Here is a 19,220-nt window from a genome sequence, read left to right as displayed (position 1 = left end):
CCCGAACCGGCGCCGAACCCGAGCGGCCGCGGCTCATTCACCTGCCGGTAACCATGCCGACCGACGCCGTTGGCGGCGGCTGCATACGGTGAGAACCCCTACGACAGCACGCGCTCGCCCCGGGCGCATCGGCACGAGAGTGAGGGGCAGCAGCGATGCACACCGTCGACCGCCTGACCGAGCACGACGTCATCGTCAAGCCCTCGCCAGTCGCCATGGTCTGGAACGAGCCCGGTCGTGCGCAGGAGGCGCTCGCCGTGCCCGGCGTGCACCTCGGCGACGGCGAGGCCCTCGTCGAGGTCGAGCTCACGACGATCTGCGGGTCCGACGTGCACACGGTGCTCGGGCATCGTCCGGTCAGGTCGCCGCTCGTGCTCGGCCACGAACAGGTCGGCCGGGTCGTCGCCCTCGGCGCCGGCGCCGTGCGCAGTGACGGGTCGCCGCTCGAGCTCGGCGACCGCGTCGTCTGGTCGGTCACCGTCAGCTGCGGCACCTGCGACCGCTGCCGTCGCGGGCTCACGCAGAAGTGCCGAACGCTCGCCAAGTACGGCCACGAGCGCGTGCACCGCGGGTGGGAGCTCTCCGGCGGATTCGCCACGCACGTGCAGCTCCGCGCAGGCACGGCGATCGTTCGCGTGGCCGAAGACGTGCCGGCGGTCGTCGCGGCGCCCGCCTCGTGCGCGACGGCGACGGCGGTCGCGGCGCTCGCCGCGGCATCCGATCGCGTGGACCTCGACGGCGCCATCGTGCTCATCACCGGCGGCGGCATGATCGGCCTCACCTGCGCGGCGCTCGCCCTCGACGCCGGCGCGACCGTGATCGTCTCCGAACCGGATGCCGCGCGGCGGGCGTTCGCGCGCCGGCTCGGAGCCCTGAGCGCCGACCCGCGCGCCCGGGCCGACGGCGACGAGCGGCTCGAGGCCGTGCTCGCCGCCGCGAGCGGGCCCGACTCGCGCGAGGTGCTCGTCGCGATCGAGGCATCCGGAGTCGCGGCGGGCGTGCGCACCGCCGTCGCGAAGGTCGGCATCGGCGGCGTGGTCGTGCTCGTCGGCACCGTGACGAGCGGCACCGAGCTCTGCATCGATCCCGAGTCGCTCGTTCGCCGTCTCGCGACGATCACGGGCGTGCACAACTACGACGCCGTACATCTCGAGCGGGCGGTCGCGTTCCTCGAGCGAGCGTGGCGCACCCTGCCGCTCGACGAGCTCGTGAGCTCGACGCACGCGCTCGCCCGGCTCGACCACGCGCTCGAGGAGGCCGCGTCGGGCCGGCACATCCGGGTGGGCGTCGCCCCCGGGCGACGGGCCGCCCCCTGAGCCGCTTCCGCCGGGGCGGGTTCGAGGGAGCATTGGGGGATGCCCCGAACCCCGGCCCCGGCGGAAGCGTCCACCACGGCGGCACGCGGCGACGCGCGATGACGCTCGGCTGCGTGACGTGGCGCCCGGTTCGGGGCACGATGGGGAGATGATCAGCAGGGAGCTCGCGCTCGCCCTCCGCGAAGCGGGACTCGTGTGGCATCCGGAGTCGGGCGATCGCTTCCAACTCGACCTGCCGAGCGACGTCGAAGCCGAGGTCGAGGCCGACGTCTTCACGGTGAGCGAGATGACGATCGAGGCGCGCCGGCATCCGACCGGCACGGTGCTCGCGTTCAACGGCACCACCGAGTGGGCGCTCGACTCGGTCGCGCTCGTCGACGCGGTCTGGCTGCCGCGCGAAGACCAGTTGCGCGAGATGCTGCGGGCCACCTTCCGGTCGCTCACCCGGCTCGACGACGCGTTCGAGGTCGAGATCGAGCTCGGCGGCGAACGGGTGCGGTTCGAGCATCCCGATGTCGCTGAGGCCTACGGTCTCGCGCTGCACGAACTGGTGGGCAGGTCGCGATGACGGATGCCGCGGGGCGCGAGCCCGAACCTCCGGCATCGGCCGGCGCGGTTGCCGCCGTCGCGGCGGCGCGCCGGATCGTGGCCGACGCGGTCGCCGCACTCGGCGCTGCCGGTGCGCGCCAGGAGACGCTCGCCGTGCTCGTGCCCGAGCGACGCGTGCTCGGCATCCCCCGGGTCGCGCGCATGACGCCGACCGGTCGGGTCTGGCGGCTCGGCGTGCTGCTGCTCGACGACGCGGGCGGCGCCTGGGACACCGGGCGGGTCGTGCGGGCCGAACGCGCGGCGCGCAAGAGCATCACGGCGGAGTCGGTCGCCGACCAGCGCGCGCTCCGCGCGGCCGCGGTGAAGGGCGGCATCCCCGAGGGCGAGACCGTCGCCTTCGACGCGAGCCCGATCGACTTCGATGCCCTCGCTCGCGACGGCGCGTCGGGTCCGCTCATCGTGCGCGACGGCGAGGTGCTCGTGCGCTGGAACCCGACCTCGCCCGACGCCCTCGCCCCGCTCGCGCGGTACCTCGCCGAGCGCGTCGAGCTGCTCGCGCACCCTCCCGAGCGCGCCTGAAGTTCCCGCGAACCCCGCGAGTGGGCGATTTCGGCGGTCACCCGTCGGCGGAGGTCGCCGAAATCGCCCACTCGCGAACGGGGTCCGCGTCAGTCGCGCTCGGGATCCTCGTCGGTGCGTGACGGGCGCACCTCGGAGACCTGGATCGACTCGATGACCGAGTCCTGCAGGCCCTTCTGGCCGGTGTGCAGCTCCTGGTGCACCTCGAACGAGCTCATGAGCGGGCTGAACGCCGCGCGCATGCGCTGGCCGCGTTCGGCGCGGACCGCTCGCACCGTCATGCCGATGACGAGCGCGAGCGCGAACAGCCCGGTGCCGATGCCGGTGACCAGGCCGAGCTCGTTCATGTTCCCTGCTTCCGTGGGGCGGTTCGGACCCACCGCCGCCAGTCGTGCTGCTCGGAGTAGCCGAGCGACGTCCAGAGACTGCGGCCGAGTTCGTTGTGTGCGAGCACCATCGCGTCGAAGCGCGGGACGCCGAACGCGGCCAGCCTGGCCTCGGCTCGCCGCATGAGCTCGCGGCCGATGCCGCGTCTTCGCTGCTCCGGCGCGACGGCGAGTCGGTACAGGTGGGCTCGCCAGCCGTCGTAGCCGGCGATGACCGTGCCCACCACCCGGCCGTCGAGGCGGGCGACGATGAGCGAGTCGGCGTCGCGCGCCAGCAGCCGCTGGAGGGCCTCGGGCGTGTCGGTCGGCCGCGAGTCGTTCTCTCCGGCGCCGGCCCAGAACTCGATGAGCTCGCGGATGTCGCGTGCCGACGCCGTGCCGTAGGCGACCTGGAGCGGGAGGGCCGGGTCGGGCGCGCTCGCAGGGCCGGGCTCGGCTGCTGCATCGGGCGCGGAGGCACCGCCATGCGTCGCGAACCCGAATGAGGACACGGGTGACAGGGTTCCGCCGCGCCAGTGCTCGAGCACGAACCGCTCGTGGTGCACGACCTGCTCGGGCAGGGCGTCGAGCTCGAACCAGGCGAGGTCGCTCGCCGTGCCCTCCTGCAGCGCGGGCTCGCCGATCCATCGGCGGCAGGCGAAGAACACGTCGAGGCGCTGGTCGACGGGCTTGCCGTTCGGCGCACTGCGGTGCATCGCGGTCAGCGGCTCGAGGTCGTCGGGGTCGAGGCCGACGCCGATCTCCTCGCGCGTCTCGCGCACGGCCGTGGCGTGCACTGGCTCGCCCGGATCGACGTGGCCCGCCGCCGACGCGGCCCACCAGCCGTCGTAGTACGAGGTGTTCGCGCGGCGCTGCAGCAGCACGCGGTCGGGCCGTGCGCTCTCGCCGTCGACGAGGAACACGTAGGCGGCAGGCACGAGGCCGAAGCTGCCGTGCGCGACGCCGTACTCCGCGGGGTAGGACTGCGGCGTCCCATCCGGCGTCGTCGTGCCCTCGGAGACGCCGAGAGGACGGGTTTCGGCCGTGCCGCCGTTCGGCGACAGCCGGAACCCGTCCTCTCGAGGGCGCATGCGCGCGGTCGCGTCAGTACCCGACGACCGGGCCGAACGCGTCGGCGAGCGGCGCGCGGTTGACGCCGCGCAGCTCGTCGATCGACACGGTGAAGGCGTCCTGCACCTCGAGCGAGCCCGACGCGGCATCCGTCACGCCGATGCGGCGCACCGGGTAGCCGCGGCCGTCGCAGAGCCCGCGGAACTTCACGTCGTCTTCGCGGGGGACCGAGACGATGACGCGACCGGCCGACTCCGAGAAGAGCGCGGTCGCGACGTCGATGCCGGCGTCGCCCGTGACCTCGCCGAGGAACACGCGGGCGCCGACGCCGAAGCGCGTGACGGCCTCGGAGAGGGCGATCGCGAGGCCGCCGTCGCTGAGGTCGTGCGCCGAGTCGATGAGGCCCTCGAGCGCCGCCGCGGCGAGCAGCTCGGCGAGGACCTTCTCGCCCTCGAGCGACACGGCCGGCGGGCGACCGCCGAGGTGCCCGTGCACGGTGCCGGCCCACGCGGAGCCGTCGAGCTCGAGCGCGGTGTCGCCGAGGAGGTAGATGTTGTGGCCGTCGTCCTGCCATCCGCTGGGGATGCGGCGCGCGACGTCGTCGATCACGCCGAGCACGGCGATGACCGGCGTCGGGTGGATCGGCACGTCGCCGGTCTGGTTGTAGAAGCTGACGTTGCCGCCGGTGACGGGAATGCCGAGCTCGAGGCATCCGTCGCTGAGGCCCTCGACGGTCTCGGAGAACTGCCACATGACCTCGGGGTTCTCGGGGGAGCCGAAGTTCAGGCAGTCGCTGACGCCCATGGGCTTCGCGCCCGTGACGGCGACGTTGCGGAACGCCTCGGCGAGGGCGAGCTTCGCGCCCTGGCGCGGGTCGAGGTAGGAGTAGCGGCCGTTGGCGTCGGTGGCGACCGAGACGCCGAGGCCGGATTCCTCGTCGACGCGGATCATGCCCGCGTCGTCGGGCGCGCCGAGCGCGGTGTTGCCGAGCACGTAGGAGTCGTACTGGTTCGTGACCCACGCCGCGTCGGCCTGGTTCGCCGAGCCGACGAGCTTCAGGAACTGCTCGCGGATCTCGTCGGCCGTCGCCGGTCGCTCGAGCTTCGCGGCCGTGTCGGCCTGCAGCGCGTCGATCCAGGTGGGGTAGGCGACCGGGCGCTCGTAGACCGGGCCGTCGACGGCGACGGTGCGCGGGTCGACGTTCACGATCTCCTGGCCGTGCCACATGATGCTGAGGCGGCCGGTGTCGGTGACCTCGCCGAGCACGCTGGTCTCGACATCCCACTTCTTGACGACCTCGAGGAAGCCCTCGAGCTTCTCGGGCTTGACGATCGCCATCATGCGCTCCTGGCTCTCGCTCATGAGGATCTCCTCAGGCGTGAGCGTGGGGTCGCGCAGCAGCACGTCGTCGAGCACGATGGCCATGCCGCCGTCGCCGTTCGACGCGAGCTCGGAGGTCGCGCACGAGATGCCGGCAGCGCCCAGGTCTTGGATGCCCTCGACGAGGTCGCCCTGGAACAGCTCGAGGCAGCACTCGATGAGCACCTTCTCGGCGAACGGGTCGCCGACCTGCACCGCGGGGCGCTTGGTCGGGCCGCCTTCTGCGAACGTGTCGGACGCGAGGATCGAGGCGCCGCCGATGCCGTCGCCACCCGTGCGGGCGCCGAACAGCACGACCTTGTTGCCCGCGCCCTTGGCGTTGGCCAGGTGCAGGTCCTCGTGGCGCAGCACGCCGACGGCGAGGGCGTTCACGAGCGGGTTGGCCTGGTAGACCGAGTCGAACCAGGTCTCGCCGCCGATGTTCGGCAGGCCGAGGCAGTTGCCGTAGAAGCTGATGCCCGAGACCACGCCGTGCACGACGCGCGCGGTGTCGGGGTGGTTGATGTCGCCGAAGCGGAGCGCGTCCATGACGGCCACGGGGCGCGCGCCCATCGAGATGATGTCGCGCACGATGCCGCCGACGCCGGTCGCGGCGCCCTGGAACGGCTCGATGTAGCTCGGGTGGTTGTGCGACTCGATCTTGAAGGTGACGGCCCAGCCCTCGCCGATGTCGAGCACGCCGGCGTTCTCGCCCATGCCCACCATCAGGTGCTGCTTCATGGCCGGCGTGACCTTCTTGCCGAACTGGCGCAGGTAGATCTTCGACGACTTGTAGGAGCAGTGCTCGCTCCACATGACGGAGTACATCGCGAGTTCGGCGCTCGTCGGGCGGCGGCCGAGGATGTTTCGGATGCGCTCGTACTCGTCGGGCTTCAGGCCCAGCGCGGCGTACGGCTGCTCCTTCTCGGGCGTGGTGGCGGCGACCTCGACGGTGTCGAGCACCGGCGCCGGCTTCGACGATTCGGCAGCGGTCGTGGCGGTGGTTTCGATGGTCACGAGTGGCGAGCTCCAGTGGTGTGGCGGCACGTGGGGTGCAGCGGCGCAGCGGCGGCGAGCGGATGCCGCGGGCGGATGCCTGACCCAGCGAGTCTACCTTCCACGGGGCGGGGCCGAATCGTCCCCCGGCCCGCTCGCGGCATCCGCTCGGTAGACTGGTCGCGGTCGTCGGATCCCGGCGGCCCTGGGCGCGCACATCGGCGCGCAGTCCTCGTGGCCGTTCGCGCATTCGCGGAGCCCCGCCCGCGCCCCACGAGCGACGTTCGTCCAGGCACTTCACATGACCTCTTCGATTCCCACGGTGCATCCTGCGCCGCCGTTCCCCTGGCTCGGGCTCATCGTGCTCGCCGCCGCCGTCTTCCTCTCGGTCACGATCGAGATGCTCCCCACGGGCCTGCTGCCCGACATGAGCCGCGAGCTCGGCGTCGGCGAGCCCCTCGTCGGCCTGCTCGTGACCGTGTTCGCGGGCACCGTCGTCGTGCTGACGGTTCCGCTCGCGGCGCTGACCAAGCGCCTGCCGCGCCGCCGTCTCATCGTCATCACCCTCGCCGTGCTCGCGCTCAGCTGCGTGCTCACGGCGATCGCCCCGAACTACCCGACGGTGCTCGCGACGCGCGTGCTCGGCGGTGCCGCGCACGGCGTGTTCTGGTCGGTCGTCGGCGCATACGCCGGGCACCTCGTGCCCAAGGAGCAGCTCGCGAGGGCCGTGTCGATCAGCGTGGCCGGCGGTTCAGCCGCGTTCGTGCTCGGCGTTCCGCTCGGCACGGCGCTCGGCCAGGCCCTCGGCTGGCGCGTCGCCTTCGCCGCGATGGGCGTGCTGACGCTGCTCGGCGCGCTGCTCGTCTGGCGGTTCCTCCCGCCGGTGCGCCACCACGCCGGTGAAGCGGATGCCGCGCCCCTGCGCCTGCGCAGCGATCGCACGTTCATGCCGGTGCTCGTGGTCTGCGCCATCACCGCCGTCACGATGATCGGCATGTACACGTTCTACACGTACATCGCGCCGTACATCACCGACGTCATGGGGCTCCCGTCGAGCGCGATCAGCCCGATGCTGCTCGCCTACGGCATCGCCGGCGCGGTGGGCCTGGTGCTCGCCGGGGCGGTGCTCGGCCGGCGCCCGACGGCCGGACTCGTCGTCGCCCTCGTCGCGACGGGCCTCGGCGTCGCCGGCCTCGCGTCGTTCCCGACCACGCCCGTCGTGGGCATCGGCAGCTTCCTGCTGTTCGGCACGGCGTTCGGCGCCCTCCCGACGATGCTCAACACGCGCCTGCTGCACACGGCGTCGGCCCGCATCCGCGACGCCGCGGCATCCTTCTACACGACCGCGTTCAACACGGGCATCGGCGGCGGAGCGCTGCTCGGCGCCGTGCTCTACGGCGTGATCGGCCTCTCGGCGCTGCCGTGGGTGTTCGTCGCCCTGCTCGTGTGCTCGACGACCGCGCTCATCTGGACGGCGCTCGTCAACCGCGTCGGCCGGTAGCCGCCGCGGGCAGGCGTGGGAAGGCCTACGCGGGCGGCGGCACCGGCGGGCCGACCATGAGCAGCACCGTGAACGCCGCCGCGACGGCGACGACACCGACCGCGATCGAGATCGCCGGGCGCGCGAGCACGAGTCGCAGCACGCGGTTCGGCAACGAGCCGTCGGCGGGGTGGTCGCCGGCCTCGCGGCGCCAGTCGCCCTCGAGGTGGCCGCGACGCACGAGCCACAGCTCGAACGGGATCGTCGCATAGGGCACGATCGCGGTGAGGAGGGCGAACGCGATGCGCCCGACGTTCCAGCGCTGGTTCACGCCGACGACGACGGCGATCACGGCGTAGGCGAGGAACACGAACCCGTGGATGCCGCCGCCGATGGTCACGGCGATGTCGACGCCGAACCCGTACTTCAGGATCATGCCCGCGATCAGCAGCGTCCAGGTGATCGCCTCGGCGACGGCGAAGGTGCGGTACAGGCGTTTCGGTGACACGGGTGCTCCAGAGGTCGGGGGTCCCTCCATGCTCGCAGGGCGGGCCTGTGCGAGGCCTCCGACGAACGGTTGAACTCCGGCCGACCAACACGGCGAGCGGATGTCGCGTGGTCGGCCCGCGGCATCCGCTCGCCCGAGCCCGGCGAGCCCGACGGAGTACCCTTGACCGGTGACCGAGCAGGATGTGCGCGACCTTGTCGAATCGAACCTCGCGACGATTCCCGACTTCCCCGAACCGGGAGTGCTCTTCCGCGACCTCACGCCCGTCTTCGCCGATGCGTCCGCGTTCCACGCCCTCTCCGAGGCGCTGACGGCACCCTTCGCCGGCACCTTCGACGTGCTCGCCGGCGTCGAGGCGCGCGGGTTCCTGCTGGCAGGCGCCGCGTCGGCGCTCTGCGGGGCGGGGCTCTTGCCGATCCGCAAGGCGGGCAAGCTGCCGCGCAAGGTGCTCCGCGAGGAGTACGCGCTCGAGTACGGCACCGCAGCGCTCGAGGTGCACGAGGGCGAGCTGCCGCCAGGCACGCGCGTGCTCATCGTCGACGACGTGCTGGCCACCGGCGGAACGGTCGCAGCCGCCGCCAGACTCGTCGAGCGCGCAGGATGGCAGGTCGCGGGCATCTCGGTCGCGATCGAGCTCGTCGACCTCGGCGGTCGCGCGGCGCTCGACGACCGCTACGAGACGTTCTCGCTGCTGCAGTACTGAGCCCTCGTCACCCGAGGCGACCTCAGTTGTTTTGAATGACTCAAAAGAACCGATACGTTGGAGCCATGACCACCGACGAGATCCGCGACGCGGCCGCCGGGCACCTCCGCTCGGCGGGGTTGCGCGTGACGGCGCCACGACTCGCGGTCCTCGAGGCGGTCACCGGCAACGGGCATCTCGACGCCGACGCGGTTCACGCGCGCGTGGGCGTCGACCACCCGGGCATCCCGCTGCAGACCGTGTACAACGTGCTCGCCGACCTGAACGCGGCCGGCCTCCTCCGGCGCATCGAGCCGGCGGGGTCTGCGGCGCTCCACGAGAGCCGCATCGGCGACAACCACCACCACATCGTGTGCACGCGATGCAGTGCCGTGGCCGATGTCGACTGCATCGTCGGGCAGGCACCGTGCCTCGCCCCGTCCGATGCGGGCGGATTCGTCGTGCACACCGCCGAGGTCACCTTCTGGGGCCTCTGCGCGAGCTGTCAGCAGGAGGCCGCGGCCTAGCCTGCGCCGCCTCCGCCGGGAATGCCCGTGCCACGCCGTCTCGGCGCCCTTCGTCGTACCCGCCAGCGGGTGCGTTCGGCGCGCCGTCGCGGCATCCGTCACCCTACTGAGAAGGAACAGATGACCGAGAACACCACCACCCAGACCGGAACGCCCGTCGCCAGTGACGCGCACTCGCTCACCGTCGGCGCCGACGGACCCACCGTGCTGCACGACCGCTACCTCGTCGAGAAGCTCGCCCAGTTCAACCGCGAGCGCATCCCCGAGCGCATCGTGCACGCCAAGGGCGGCGGCGCGTTCGGTCGCTTCGAGGTGACGGCGGATGTCTCCGCGTACACGCGGGCCGCGGTCTTCCAGCCGGGCGCGGACTCCGAGACGCTGATGCGGTTCTCGTCGGTCGCCGGCGAGCAGGGATCGCCCGACACCTGGCGCGACGTGCGCGGATTCTCGGTCAAGTTCTACACGACCGAGGGCAACTACGACATCGTCGGCAACAACACCCCGGTGTTCTTCATCCGCGACGCCATCAAGTTCCCCGACTTCATCCACTCGCAGAAGCGACTGCCGGGCTCCGGCCTCCGCGACGCCGACATGCAGTGGGACTTCTGGACCCTCTCGCCCGAGTCGGCGCACCAGGTCACCTACCTCATGGGCGACCGCGGCCTGCCGAAGTCCTGGCGCGAGATGCACGGCTTCGGGTCGCACACGTACCAGTGGATCAACGCGGCCGGCGAGAAGTTCTGGGTGAAGTACCACTTCCGCTCGCAGCAGGGCGACCTGCACCTCGACGCCGAGACCGCCGAGGCGATCGCCGGCGCCGACGCCGACTTCTACCGCCGCGACCTCCACGAGGCGATCGAGGCGGGCAACCACCCCAAGTGGGACCTGCACGTGCAGGTCATGCCCTACGAGGACGCGAAGACCTATCGCTTCAACCCGTTCGACCTCACGAAGGTGTGGCCGCACGCGGACTACCCGCTGATCCCGGTCGGCACGCTGACGCTCGACCGCAACCCGCAGAACTTCTTCGCCGAGATCGAGCAGGCGGCCTTCTCGCCCGCGAACACCGTGCCCGGCATCGCGATCAGCCCCGACAAGATGCTCATGGCCCGCGTGTTCAGCTACCCCGACGCGCAGCGCTACCGCGTCGGCACGAACTACAACCAGATCCCCGTGAACGCACCGCACGCGGCGCCCGTGCACAACTACTCGCAGGACGGCGCGCAGCGTCACGGGTTCAACTCGCCCGCCGCGCCGGTCTACGCGCCGAACTCGTTCGGCGGACCGTCGGCCGACGCCGAGCGTGCAGCCGAGGGCGGCTGGGAGCAGGACGGCGAGCTCGTGCGCGCGGCCTACACGCTGCGAAGCGACGACAGCGACTTCGGCCAGCCGGGCACGCTCTACCGCGAGGTGTACTCCGCCGAGGCGAAACAGCGCCTGCTCGAGACCCTGACCGGCCAGGGCGAGTCGATCACCGTCGACGAGATCCGCGAGCGGTTCTTCCAGTACTGGACGAACGTCGACGCCGAGCTGGGCGCCGCGCTGCGCGCATCGGTCGGCACGGAGCACGCGGCCGCGTAGCGGTTCGCACCGGGCGGCCGGGGCGCGAGGCGACTCGTGCCCCGGCCGCCGTGCTTCGCCTCGCCCTGCTAGTCGCCGCCCGAGCCGGCCGCGGGGCCGAGCTTCACCGTGTACGTGGGCTCGAGCTCGACCTCCACGTCGCTCGGGTCGATGCCCGCGCCGCGCAGGGCGCTCTCGAGGGTCGCCGTCTCGGGCTGGTCGCCGTCGCCCTCGAACTTCGCGATGATGACGCCGTTCGTGGTCGTCACGCTCGTCAGCTCCCAGCCGACGTCGGCGCCCCAGGCCTTGGCGACGCCGTGCACGGCGGACTCCCGGGTCACGTTCTGCGCGGTCTGCACGCTCGTGATCGTGAGGGGCACGATCACGACGATGCCCATGAGCGTGAGGGCGATTGCCGTGTTGCGGCGCTTGTGCGAGATCTGCCGCGCGTCGGCCGGTGGCGCCGCCAGCCGGCTCGCCCCGTAGACCGCCATCACGACGATGCCCGTGCCGATGATGGCCGCGACGTTCGTGAGGAAGAGCAGCAGCGCGCCGAGCGCCTGGTCGGGCGCACCGGACTGCAGCGTGAGCCCGACGACCGACAGCGGCGGCACGAGTGAGATCGCGATGGCGACGCCCGGCAGCGTGTCTGAGATATCGCGCCGCACGAGGGCGATCGACCCGACGACGCCGGTCGCGAGCGCGGCGAGCAGGTCGATCAGGCCAGGGGAGACCCGGCTCGCGACCTGCGAGTTGTTCGACGCGACGACCTCGTTCACCACGAGCAGGCCCACGGCGAACCCGATGCCCACCGCCGTCGCCGCGCCCGCGATGAGCAGCAGCAGTGAGCGCACGAGCGCGTCGCGGTCGCCGAGCACCGTCGCGAGCATCGTGCCCTGGATCGGCAGCATGAGCGGGGCCACGATCATCGCGCCGATCACCGTGGCGGTCGAGTCGGCGACCACGCCGGCGGCGGCGATGATCGACGAGAGGATGAGCAGGAGCCAGAAGCGGCTCACCTTGTGCGGTGCCTCCGGCCCGTCGAACAGCACGGCATCGCGCATGTGCGCGAGGTCGTTCAGCTGCGGTCGTGGTCGCGTCGTCTCGCTCATGTCGGCCCCCTCGATACTGCCCCCCGGCAGGTCTGCGCGCCCGATCCTATCGACGCGGCACCTCAGCCGAACGGTTCACGCGCCAGTCGTCGCCGCCTCCCTCGCGCGCAGGTCCTTGCGCAGGATCTTGCCCGCGGTCGACTTGGGCACGACGTCGATGAACTCGACCGCGCGCACCTTCTCGTGCGGGGCGACGTGCTCCGCGACGAACGAGATGACCTCGTCGGCATCGAGCTCGGCGTCGGCCTGGGCGACGATGAACGCCTTGGGGATCTCCTGGCCGTCGGCATCGCGCACGCCGATCACCGCGGCATCCGCGATCTTCGGATGCCCCAGCAGCACCGCTTCGAGCACGGCGGGCGCGACCTGGTAGCCCTTGTACTTGATGAGCTCCTTCAGCCGGTCGACGATGCGGTACACGCCGTCGGCGGTGACCGTCGCGATGTCGCCCGTGTGCAGCCATCCGTCGGCGTCGAGCATCTCCGCCGTCGCCTCGGGGTTGCCGAGGTAGCCCTTCATGACCTGCGGGCCGCGGATCCACAGTTCGCCGGGTTCGCTCGCGCCATCGTCAGGCACGTCGACGTCGGCGCCCGACTCGACGTCGACGACGCGCGCCTCGGTGCTCGGAAGCAGGTGGCCGATGCTCGAGCGATCGAGGTCGGGCCGGTCGAGCGCGATGACATGCGTGACGGGACTCGTCTCGGTCATGCCGTAGCCCTGGCAGACGACGCAGTCCAGCCGTTCGGCGACGGCCTCGGCGAGCGAGCCGTCGAGTGGCGCAGCCCCCGAGAAGACGACCTTCACGCTCGACAGGTCGGCCTGCGCGACGAGCGGATGCTTCGCGAGGGCGACCGCGATGGGCGGCGCGATGAACAGCCAGGTCGCCCCGTACTCGCCGATCACCCTGAGGAACTCGGCGAGGTCGAACTTCGGCATGGTCACGAGGCTCGCCCGGCACTTGAGCGCGTAGTTCAGCAGCACGGTCATGCCGTAGATGTGGAAGAACGGCAGCACCGCGAGCACGCGGTCCGACGACTCGAGGCCGATCGACTCCACGTTCTGGGCGACGTTCGCCACCAGGTTGCGGTGCGTGAGCATGACGCCCTTCGGCCGCCCAGTCGTGCCTGACGAGTACGGCAGTACCGCGAGGTGCTCGGCCGGGTCGAACGAGACATCCGGTGCCGCGCGCCCCTCGCCGAGCAGGTCGCGCAGTGACGGATGTCCCTCGGCGCCGTCGAGCACGACGAGGTGGTCGTCGGCGATGCCGACCCGCGCGGCAGCGGCGGCGGCCTGGGGGAGCAGCGGTGACACCGTGAAGAACCAGCGGGCACCGGCATCCGTCAGCTGGTTCGCGATCTCGTCGGGCGTGTAGAGGGAGTTCACGGTCGTCGCCGTGGCGCCCGAGCGCAGGATGCCGTGGAACACCGTCGCGAAGGCCGGCACGTTCGGGCAGAGCACCGCGACCACGTCGCCGACGCCCACGCCGCGTGCGGCCAGCGCCCCCGCGAGCAGCTGGATCTGGCCCACCAGCTGGCGGTACGTCGTGGTCGCCCCGCTGGTGCCGTCGACGATCGCGACGGTGTCGAGGTCGCCCTCGGCCAGGCCTCCGAACAGGTAGTCGAACACGGACAGGTCGGGAACGGTCGCGTCTGGGCGCGGGCTGCTGGCCATCGGATCTCCTTCGATCAACGGGTGCAGCAATCATCCGTCATCGCCCGCAGCGAGGGAAGGGTTCCGTGTGCGGATCGGCCGCGATGCCGGTGCCGATTCCCGGCCGAACGGCCACGATTCCTCCCCGGCGCGACGGCCGCGTGACACGCTCATCCGAGGTCGTCACGAGAGCAGAGGAGTGCGCCGTGGGCAAGGTGGTCATGTACAGCTCGGTGTCGGTCGACGGCTTCATCGCCGACGAGGACGACCAGCCGGGGCCCCTGTTCGACTGGTTGACGAGCGGCGACGTGCCGTTGGACGAGAGCGGCGTGCTGAAGGTGTCGCAGGCGTCGTACGACTACACCCGGCCGTACTGGGACGGGATCGGCGTGACCATCGTCGGCCGCCACGTCTTCGACCTGACGGACGGCTGGGACGGGACGCCTCCGGGCGGGGTCGACCACGTGGTCGTCGTGACGCACCGGCCGGCACCCGAGGGGTGGGACGCCGAGGCGCCGTTCCACTTCGTCGACGGCGTCGAGGCGGCCATGGCCATGGCGCAGGAGCTCGCGCAGGATCGGGTCGTCGAGGTCGCCTCCGGTGACGTCGGTGGCCAGGTGCTCGCCGCAGGACTCGTCGACGAGGTGCGCATGGACGTCGTGCCCGTCGCGTTCGGCGCCGGCAAGCGCTACTTCGGGTCGATCGCCGCGCAGCACCTGCTGGAGGATCCCGACGAGGTGATCCAGGGCGACCGCGTGCTTCACCTGCGCTTCCCGGTGCGCCGCCGATCGAGCTGAGAAGGCCGAAACGATGACGGATGACAACGGCCGATCGGTCGCCGAGTACATCACCTCGCTCGACGACGAGTAGGCCGTGCTGCTCGGCGATGACCACCGTCATCCGTTCAGCCGGCGCTATCGTCTGGGTTCGTACCGCAGTGAGATCGCCCCGGAGACGAACTCCTGTCGGCCCACGAGTCGCAGGTCGACGACGTCGGTGAGTCCGGCGAAGAGGGTCGGCCCATGCCCGACCAAACGCGGATGCACGACGAACTCGTACTCGTCGATCAGCCCCAGCTCGGCCAGCGCCAGTGGCAGGGTCACGCCCCCGACGTAGAGTCCGTCGCCCGGCTCGTCCTTGAGGCGTTGCACGGCCTCGCCCAGATCGCCGCGCAGGAACTCCGCGTTCCAGTCGAGGCTCTCGAGAGTGCTCGACACGACGTACTTCTTGGCGCCGTCGATGCTCTCGGCGAACGGCTGCGTCCACTCGGGCATCTCGTCGGACAGCGGCAGGCGCCAGGCCGACGCCATCATCTCGTAGGTCACCCGGCCGAAGATCAGGGCGTCCGCCCGGGCGATGATCTCGGCCGAATGTCGATGCAGCTCCTCATCGACGACTCCAACGCGGTGGTCGACGCATCCGTCGAGGGTGACATTGATGGAATAGCGAAGCGGTCGCATGGGAAAAGGGTAGCGAGCGGCCGTTCGGATGTCAGGGCTCAGCGGTACATCGACTCGTGGCGTTCGGGGTGGTCCCGCGTCGACGCGGCCGACCCCCAATACGCCGCGGCCGCGTCGAACCAGCGGTGGCGACTCCGAAGGGCCAGGTCGTACGTCGCCCAGAAGGCCGCGACGTGGCGATCCTCGGCGTCGGCCGCGTGGATGAGGTGCATCTGCGGGTTGGGAACGGCAGATGCCTTGGGGCGTGCAGGCGGGGGACGGATCGATCCGAGCGTGTCACTCATGACCGGACGTTACGTCGGCAACATGTGCGGCCCCACAGGTAGGCGGCCGTGCCGAACCCCCGTACCGAAGCAGGAGCCGGCACGACGTCGGCGCCGGGTACAGGAAAGGGCGACCGTCTCCGGTCGCCCTCTCCTGTATTCGTTGCGGGAGGCTACGCCTCGACGAGCGACCTGCGGATGACGCTCGTGAAGAAGCCGAGCCCGTCGACGCCGGAGCGCATGGCCGCGGCGGTGTCGGGGCCGAAGCCGGGTTCGACCGCGTGCTCGGGGTGCGGCATGAGGCCGACCACGTTGCCGCGGGCGTTGGTGACGCCCGCGATGTCGCGCATCGAGCCGTTGGGGTTGACGTCGACGTAGCGGAACACCACGCGACCCTCGCCCTCGAGGCGGTCGAGCGTGTCGGCGTCGGCGATGAATCCGCCCTCGCCGTTCTTCAGCGGGATGGTGATCTGCTGGCCGGCGTCGAAGCCGCTCGTCCAGTCGGTCGACGCGTTCTCGACGGTGAGCACCTGGTCGCGGCAGATGAACGAGCCGTGGTCGTTGCGGATCAGTCCACCCTCGAGCAGGTGCGCCTCGGTGAGCATCTGGAAGCCGTTGCAGATGCCGAGCACGGGCATGCCGCCGTTCGCGGCGTCGACGACCTCGGTCATGATCGGCGAGAGCGAGGCGATCGCGCCGCAGCGCAGGTAGTCGCCGTAGCTGAAGCCGCCGGGCAGGATCAGCGCGTCGACGCCCTCGAGGTCGTGCGAGCCGTGCCAGAGGGCGACGGGCTCGGCGCCCGCGAGGCGCACCGCGCGCTGGGCGTCGCGGTCGTCGAGCGAGCCGGGAAAGGTGATGACGCCGATGCGCATGACGTCAGCCCTCCGTGGGCGCAGTGCCCTCGGTGGACTCGTCGGCCGGGGTCGCCTCGTCGCCGAAGTCGATGTTCACGACGTCTTCGATGACCGAGTTGGAGAGGATCTCCTCGGCGATCTGCTGCACGCTGGCGCGCAGGGCGTCGTCGACGGGACCGTCGACGGTGAGTTCGAAGCGCTTGCCGATGCGCACGGAGCCGAAGCCCTCGTGGCCCGTGCGAGCGAGGGCGCCGGCGACGGCCTTCCCCTGGGGATCGAGCAGTTCGGCCTTGGGCATCACGTCGACGACGATGGTGGGCACCGCGGTTCTCCGTCCGGTGTCGGGGTGTGGATGCCTCGATTCTACCGGCCGCGCGGCGCGGCGCCGCACTGGCGCCCGAACGGCGTCGCAGCGGCATCCGCGGTTCGGATCGGACGCGGTTGTCGACCAACGATTCCAGGTGTACTATTCCGGATGGAATATACATAGCGGAACATCACCGCGAACACGGACGGAGGGTGCGGATGTCGCAGCTGAACCCGCTCGCCTTCTCGGCGCTCGCGATCCTGATCGACGCGCCGATGCATCCGTACGAGATGTACCAGCTCATGCTGGCGCGCAAGGAGGACCGCGTCGTCAAGGTGAGCGCCGGATCGCTCTACCGCGCCGTCGAGCGACTCGCCCGCGACGGGCTGATCGAGCCGACCTCGACCGAGCGCATGGGCAACCGGCCCGAGCGCACGGTCTACACCGTGACCGAGGCGGGCCGCACCGCGTTCGACGAGAGCCTCGAGCAGATGCTCTCGCGGCACGTGAACGAGTTCCCCGAGTTCCCGCTCGCCGTCGGCGAGGCCCACAACCTGCCCGTCGACCGGGTCGTCGAGTTGCTCGACGCCCGGCTCGACGCGATCCGCGACGGCATCGCCTGGCACGACGCCGCCATGGTGCGCATCGCCGGCAAGGGCAAGCCGAAGAGCGTCGTGCTGAACGTCTACTACACCCGCGCGATGCTCGCCGCCGAGGCCGACTGGCTCGCGCAGACCATCGACGAACTCCGATCGGGCGAGCTCGAATGGCCATCGGATGTCGCGGGCGCCGCGCCTTCCGTTCCCGCCTCGGATGCCCCGGTCGCCCCGCCGGCCTCGGCTGCCGCCGCCCACTGACCCGCCGCACCGCGGCCACACGACCCGACCGCTTGCGGTCCCCTGTTCTGGAGGAACACATGTCAACCGACCACCAGCAGAGCGAACACCTGCAGACCGAACGAAAGCCGTGGCCGGCGCTCTGGGCGCTCGTCATCGGCTTCTTCATGATCCTGGTCGACTCGACCATCGTCTCGATCGCGAACCCCGCGATCATGCGCGACCTCGGCACCGACCTCACCTCGGTGCTGTGGGTGACCTCCGCCTACCTGCTCGCCTACGCGGTGCCGCTGCTCATCACCGGCCGCCTCGGCGATCGCTTCGGACCGAAGAACGTCTACCTCGTCGGCCTCGCCGTCTTCACGCTCTCGTCGCTCTGGTGCGGACTCTCCGACGACATCACGATGCTGATCGTCGCCCGCGTCGTGCAAGGCCTCGGCGCCGCACTCATGACCCCGCAGACGATGGCGGTCATCACGCGCATCTTCCCGCCCACGCAGCGCGGTGCGGCGATGGGCCTCTGGGGCGCCGTCGCCGGCGTCGCGACGCTCGTCGGCCCGATCCTCGGCGGCGTGCTCGTCGACTCGCTCGGCTGGGAGTGGATCTTCATCGTCAACGTGCCCGTGGGCGTCGTGGCGTTCATCCTCGCGGTGCGGCTCGTGCCGAAGCTCGAGACGCACCAGCACTCGTTCGACTGGCTGGGCGTGGTGCTGAGCGCCGTCGGCATGTTCCTCGTGATCTTCGGCATCCAGGAGGGCGCGACCTACGACTGGGGCACCATCACCGGACCGATCACCGTGTGGGGCCTGATCATCTCGGGTCTCGTGATCCTCGTCGCCTTCGTCGTCTGGCAGCGCTTCAACCGCAAGGAGCCGCTGCTGCCCCTCGACCTGTTCAAGGACCGCAACTTCGCCCTGTCGAACGCGGCGATCACGGTCGTCGGCCTCGCCATCGTCTCGATGCCGCTGCCGCTCGCCTTCTACTACCAGGTCGCCCGCGGCCTCGAGCCCACGCAGGCCGCGCTCATGCTCGTGCCCATGGCCGTCGTCTCCGGCGTCATGGCGCCGTTCATCGGCCGCCTGACCGACCGCGTCGACCCCAAGTGGATCGCGTTCGCCGGCTTCACCATCACGGCCGGCGCGCTCAGCGCGATGTCGCTGCTCATCACGCCCGACGTCGAGCTGTGGGTGCTGCTCATCCCCGCCGCGTTCCTCGGCCTCGGCCTCTCGGGCATCTGGGCGCCGCTCGCCTCGACGGCGACGCGCAACCTGCCCCCGCAGCAGGCGGGCGCCGGCTCAGGCGTCTACAACATGACGCGCCAGTTCGGCTCGGTCTTCGGCGCCGCGGCCATCACCGCGCTCATGAACGCCCGCCTCGAGGCGAACCTGCCCGGGTTCGCCGAGTCCGGCGGCGAGCAGTCGTCGACCGCGGGCCAGGCGCTGCCGCCGCAGGTCGCCGGCGGATTCACCGACGCGATGTCGCAGTCGCTGTGGCTGCCCGTCATCTCGTTCGCGATCGGCGCCGTGCTCGTGCTCTTCTTCGCCCGCCCCAAGGTGACGGTCGACTGGGAGCACAAGGGCGCAGCCGCGTGGACGGATGCCGCGGGGCCGACGACCGGGTCGCTCACGTCGGTCGAGTGACGACGAAGGAGTCCCCGTCGGTCGAGTAACGACGAAGGAGCGTATCGAGACCTCACTGAACGGGTCTCGATACGCTCCGCTGCTCGACCGCCTCGACTGGCTCGAC

General features: G+C 71.1%; 20 protein-coding genes. 10 read left to right on the top strand and 10 right to left on the bottom strand.

Translation table 11 applies throughout. The features are described from left to right. Positions 1 to 155: 155 nt before the first annotated feature. From ASE68_RS17770 to ASE68_RS17760, 3 genes are all read left to right on the top strand, one after another. The gene (locus ASE68_RS17770; protein WP_055862754.1) at positions 156 to 1,316 is read left to right on the top strand and encodes an alcohol dehydrogenase catalytic domain-containing protein; all 1,161 of its coding nucleotides are present in this window, start codon (positions 156 to 158) and stop codon (positions 1,314 to 1,316) included. Between the two features lie 148 nt (positions 1,317 to 1,464). After that, positions 1,465 to 1,884, top strand: coding sequence for a hypothetical protein (locus tag ASE68_RS17765; protein ID WP_055862753.1), 420 nt, complete (start codon positions 1,465 to 1,467; stop codon positions 1,882 to 1,884). Continuing rightward, positions 1,881 to 2,444, top strand: coding sequence for a hypothetical protein (locus ASE68_RS17760; protein ID WP_157421758.1), 564 nt, complete (start codon positions 1,881 to 1,883; stop codon positions 2,442 to 2,444). Before ASE68_RS17765 ends, ASE68_RS17760 begins: the two co-directional genes overlap by 4 nt. An 89-nt stretch (positions 2,445 to 2,533) precedes the next feature. Here ASE68_RS17760 and ASE68_RS17755 read toward each other — a convergent pair whose 3' ends face one another. From ASE68_RS17755 to purL, 3 genes are read right to left on the bottom strand one after another with little or no spacing between them, the layout of a single operon-like run. Further along, entirely contained in the window at positions 2,534 to 2,791 is a 258-nt protein-coding gene (locus ASE68_RS17755; protein WP_055862751.1) for a hypothetical protein, read from the bottom strand. Next, entirely contained in the window at positions 2,788 to 3,900 is a 1,113-nt protein-coding gene (locus ASE68_RS20905) for a GNAT family N-acetyltransferase (protein WP_369800099.1), read from the bottom strand. The genes ASE68_RS17755 and ASE68_RS20905 overlap by 4 nt, the downstream gene beginning before the upstream one ends. Positions 3,901 to 3,913: 13 nt before the next feature. After that, positions 3,914 to 6,256: a phosphoribosylformylglycinamidine synthase subunit PurL gene (purL, locus tag ASE68_RS17740; protein ID WP_235481160.1), complete on the bottom strand. Its 2,343-nt coding sequence runs from the start codon at positions 6,254 to 6,256 to the stop codon at positions 3,914 to 3,916. Between the two features lie 280 nt (positions 6,257 to 6,536). On the opposite strand from purL, the gene ASE68_RS17735 reads away from it, so the two are divergent. After that, the gene (locus tag ASE68_RS17735; protein ID WP_055862750.1) at positions 6,537 to 7,736 is read left to right on the top strand and encodes an MFS transporter; all 1,200 of its coding nucleotides are present in this window, start codon (positions 6,537 to 6,539) and stop codon (positions 7,734 to 7,736) included. A 25-nt stretch (positions 7,737 to 7,761) separates the two neighbouring features. On the opposite strand, the gene ASE68_RS17730 is transcribed toward ASE68_RS17735, so the two are convergent. Further along, positions 7,762 to 8,223 (bottom strand): DUF3817 domain-containing protein, encoded by a 462-nt coding sequence (locus ASE68_RS17730; RefSeq protein ID WP_235481149.1) that lies wholly within the window; start codon positions 8,221 to 8,223, stop codon positions 7,762 to 7,764. A 169-nt stretch (positions 8,224 to 8,392) separates the two neighbouring features. Here ASE68_RS17730 and ASE68_RS17725 point away from each other — a divergent pair, with 169 nt between their 5' ends. The 3 genes from ASE68_RS17725 to ASE68_RS17715 all read left to right on the top strand — a co-directional run bounded on the left by ASE68_RS17725 (position 8,393) and on the right by ASE68_RS17715 (position 11,013). Then, entirely contained in the window at positions 8,393 to 8,926 is a 534-nt protein-coding gene (locus ASE68_RS17725; protein ID WP_055862746.1) for an adenine phosphoribosyltransferase, read from the top strand. A gap of 65 nt (positions 8,927 to 8,991) precedes the next feature. Then, a complete protein-coding gene (locus ASE68_RS17720) occupies positions 8,992 to 9,432 on the top strand; it encodes a Fur family transcriptional regulator (protein ID WP_055862743.1) in 441 nt (146 codons plus the stop codon). Positions 9,433 to 9,552: 120 nt separating this feature from the next. Continuing rightward, positions 9,553 to 11,013 (top strand): catalase, encoded by a 1,461-nt coding sequence (locus tag ASE68_RS17715; protein WP_055862742.1) that lies wholly within the window; start codon positions 9,553 to 9,555, stop codon positions 11,011 to 11,013. Between the two features lie 68 nt (positions 11,014 to 11,081). On the opposite strand, the gene ASE68_RS17710 is transcribed toward ASE68_RS17715, so the two are convergent. Both ASE68_RS17710 and ASE68_RS17705 read right to left on the bottom strand, forming a co-directional pair. Further along, complete coding sequence (locus tag ASE68_RS17710) at positions 11,082 to 12,104, bottom strand: DUF389 domain-containing protein (protein WP_055862739.1); 1,023 nt, start codon at positions 12,102 to 12,104, stop codon at positions 11,082 to 11,084. 75 nt (positions 12,105 to 12,179) lie between these two features. Continuing rightward, complete coding sequence (locus ASE68_RS17705) at positions 12,180 to 13,775, bottom strand: AMP-binding protein (RefSeq protein ID WP_055862737.1); 1,596 nt, start codon at positions 13,773 to 13,775, stop codon at positions 12,180 to 12,182. A 185-nt stretch (positions 13,776 to 13,960) separates the two neighbouring features. Here ASE68_RS17705 and ASE68_RS17700 point away from each other — a divergent pair, with 185 nt between their 5' ends. Next, positions 13,961 to 14,551: a dihydrofolate reductase family protein gene (locus tag ASE68_RS17700; protein ID WP_055862735.1), complete on the top strand. Its 591-nt coding sequence runs from the start codon at positions 13,961 to 13,963 to the stop codon at positions 14,549 to 14,551. Positions 14,552 to 14,668: 117 nt separating this feature from the next. On the opposite strand, the gene ASE68_RS17695 is transcribed toward ASE68_RS17700, so the two are convergent. The 4 genes from ASE68_RS17695 to purS form a co-directional block, all read right to left on the bottom strand. Beyond that, positions 14,669 to 15,214, bottom strand: coding sequence for a dihydrofolate reductase family protein (locus ASE68_RS17695; RefSeq protein WP_055862734.1), 546 nt, complete (start codon positions 15,212 to 15,214; stop codon positions 14,669 to 14,671). A gap of 38 nt (positions 15,215 to 15,252) precedes the next feature. Further along, positions 15,253 to 15,498, bottom strand: coding sequence for a hypothetical protein (locus ASE68_RS20365; RefSeq protein ID WP_157421757.1), 246 nt, complete (start codon positions 15,496 to 15,498; stop codon positions 15,253 to 15,255). A gap of 152 nt (positions 15,499 to 15,650) precedes the next feature. Next, positions 15,651 to 16,349: a phosphoribosylformylglycinamidine synthase subunit PurQ gene (gene purQ / locus ASE68_RS17690; protein ID WP_055862732.1), complete on the bottom strand. Its 699-nt coding sequence runs from the start codon at positions 16,347 to 16,349 to the stop codon at positions 15,651 to 15,653. 4 nt (positions 16,350 to 16,353) lie between these two features. Further along, a complete protein-coding gene (purS, locus tag ASE68_RS17685) occupies positions 16,354 to 16,653 on the bottom strand; it encodes a phosphoribosylformylglycinamidine synthase subunit PurS (protein ID WP_055862730.1) in 300 nt (99 codons plus the stop codon). Positions 16,654 to 16,856: 203 nt separating this feature from the next. On the opposite strand from purS, the gene ASE68_RS17680 reads away from it, so the two are divergent. Further along, positions 16,857 to 17,495 carry a PadR family transcriptional regulator gene (locus ASE68_RS17680; protein ID WP_055862728.1) on the top strand — a complete coding sequence of 213 codons (639 nt, stop codon included), beginning with the start codon at positions 16,857 to 16,859 and terminating at the stop codon, positions 17,493 to 17,495. 59 nt (positions 17,496 to 17,554) lie between these two features. After that, positions 17,555 to 19,114 carry a DHA2 family efflux MFS transporter permease subunit gene (locus ASE68_RS17675; protein WP_369800098.1) on the top strand — a complete coding sequence of 520 codons (1,560 nt, stop codon included), beginning with the start codon at positions 17,555 to 17,557 and terminating at the stop codon, positions 19,112 to 19,114. The last annotated feature ends 106 nt before the right edge of the window (positions 19,115 to 19,220 follow it).

The organism is Agromyces sp. Leaf222, assembly GCF_001421565.1.
In the GTDB taxonomy this organism is placed as follows: domain Bacteria; phylum Actinomycetota; class Actinomycetes; order Actinomycetales; family Microbacteriaceae; genus Agromyces.
This window is presented reverse-complemented; position numbering and strand designations above follow the sequence as displayed.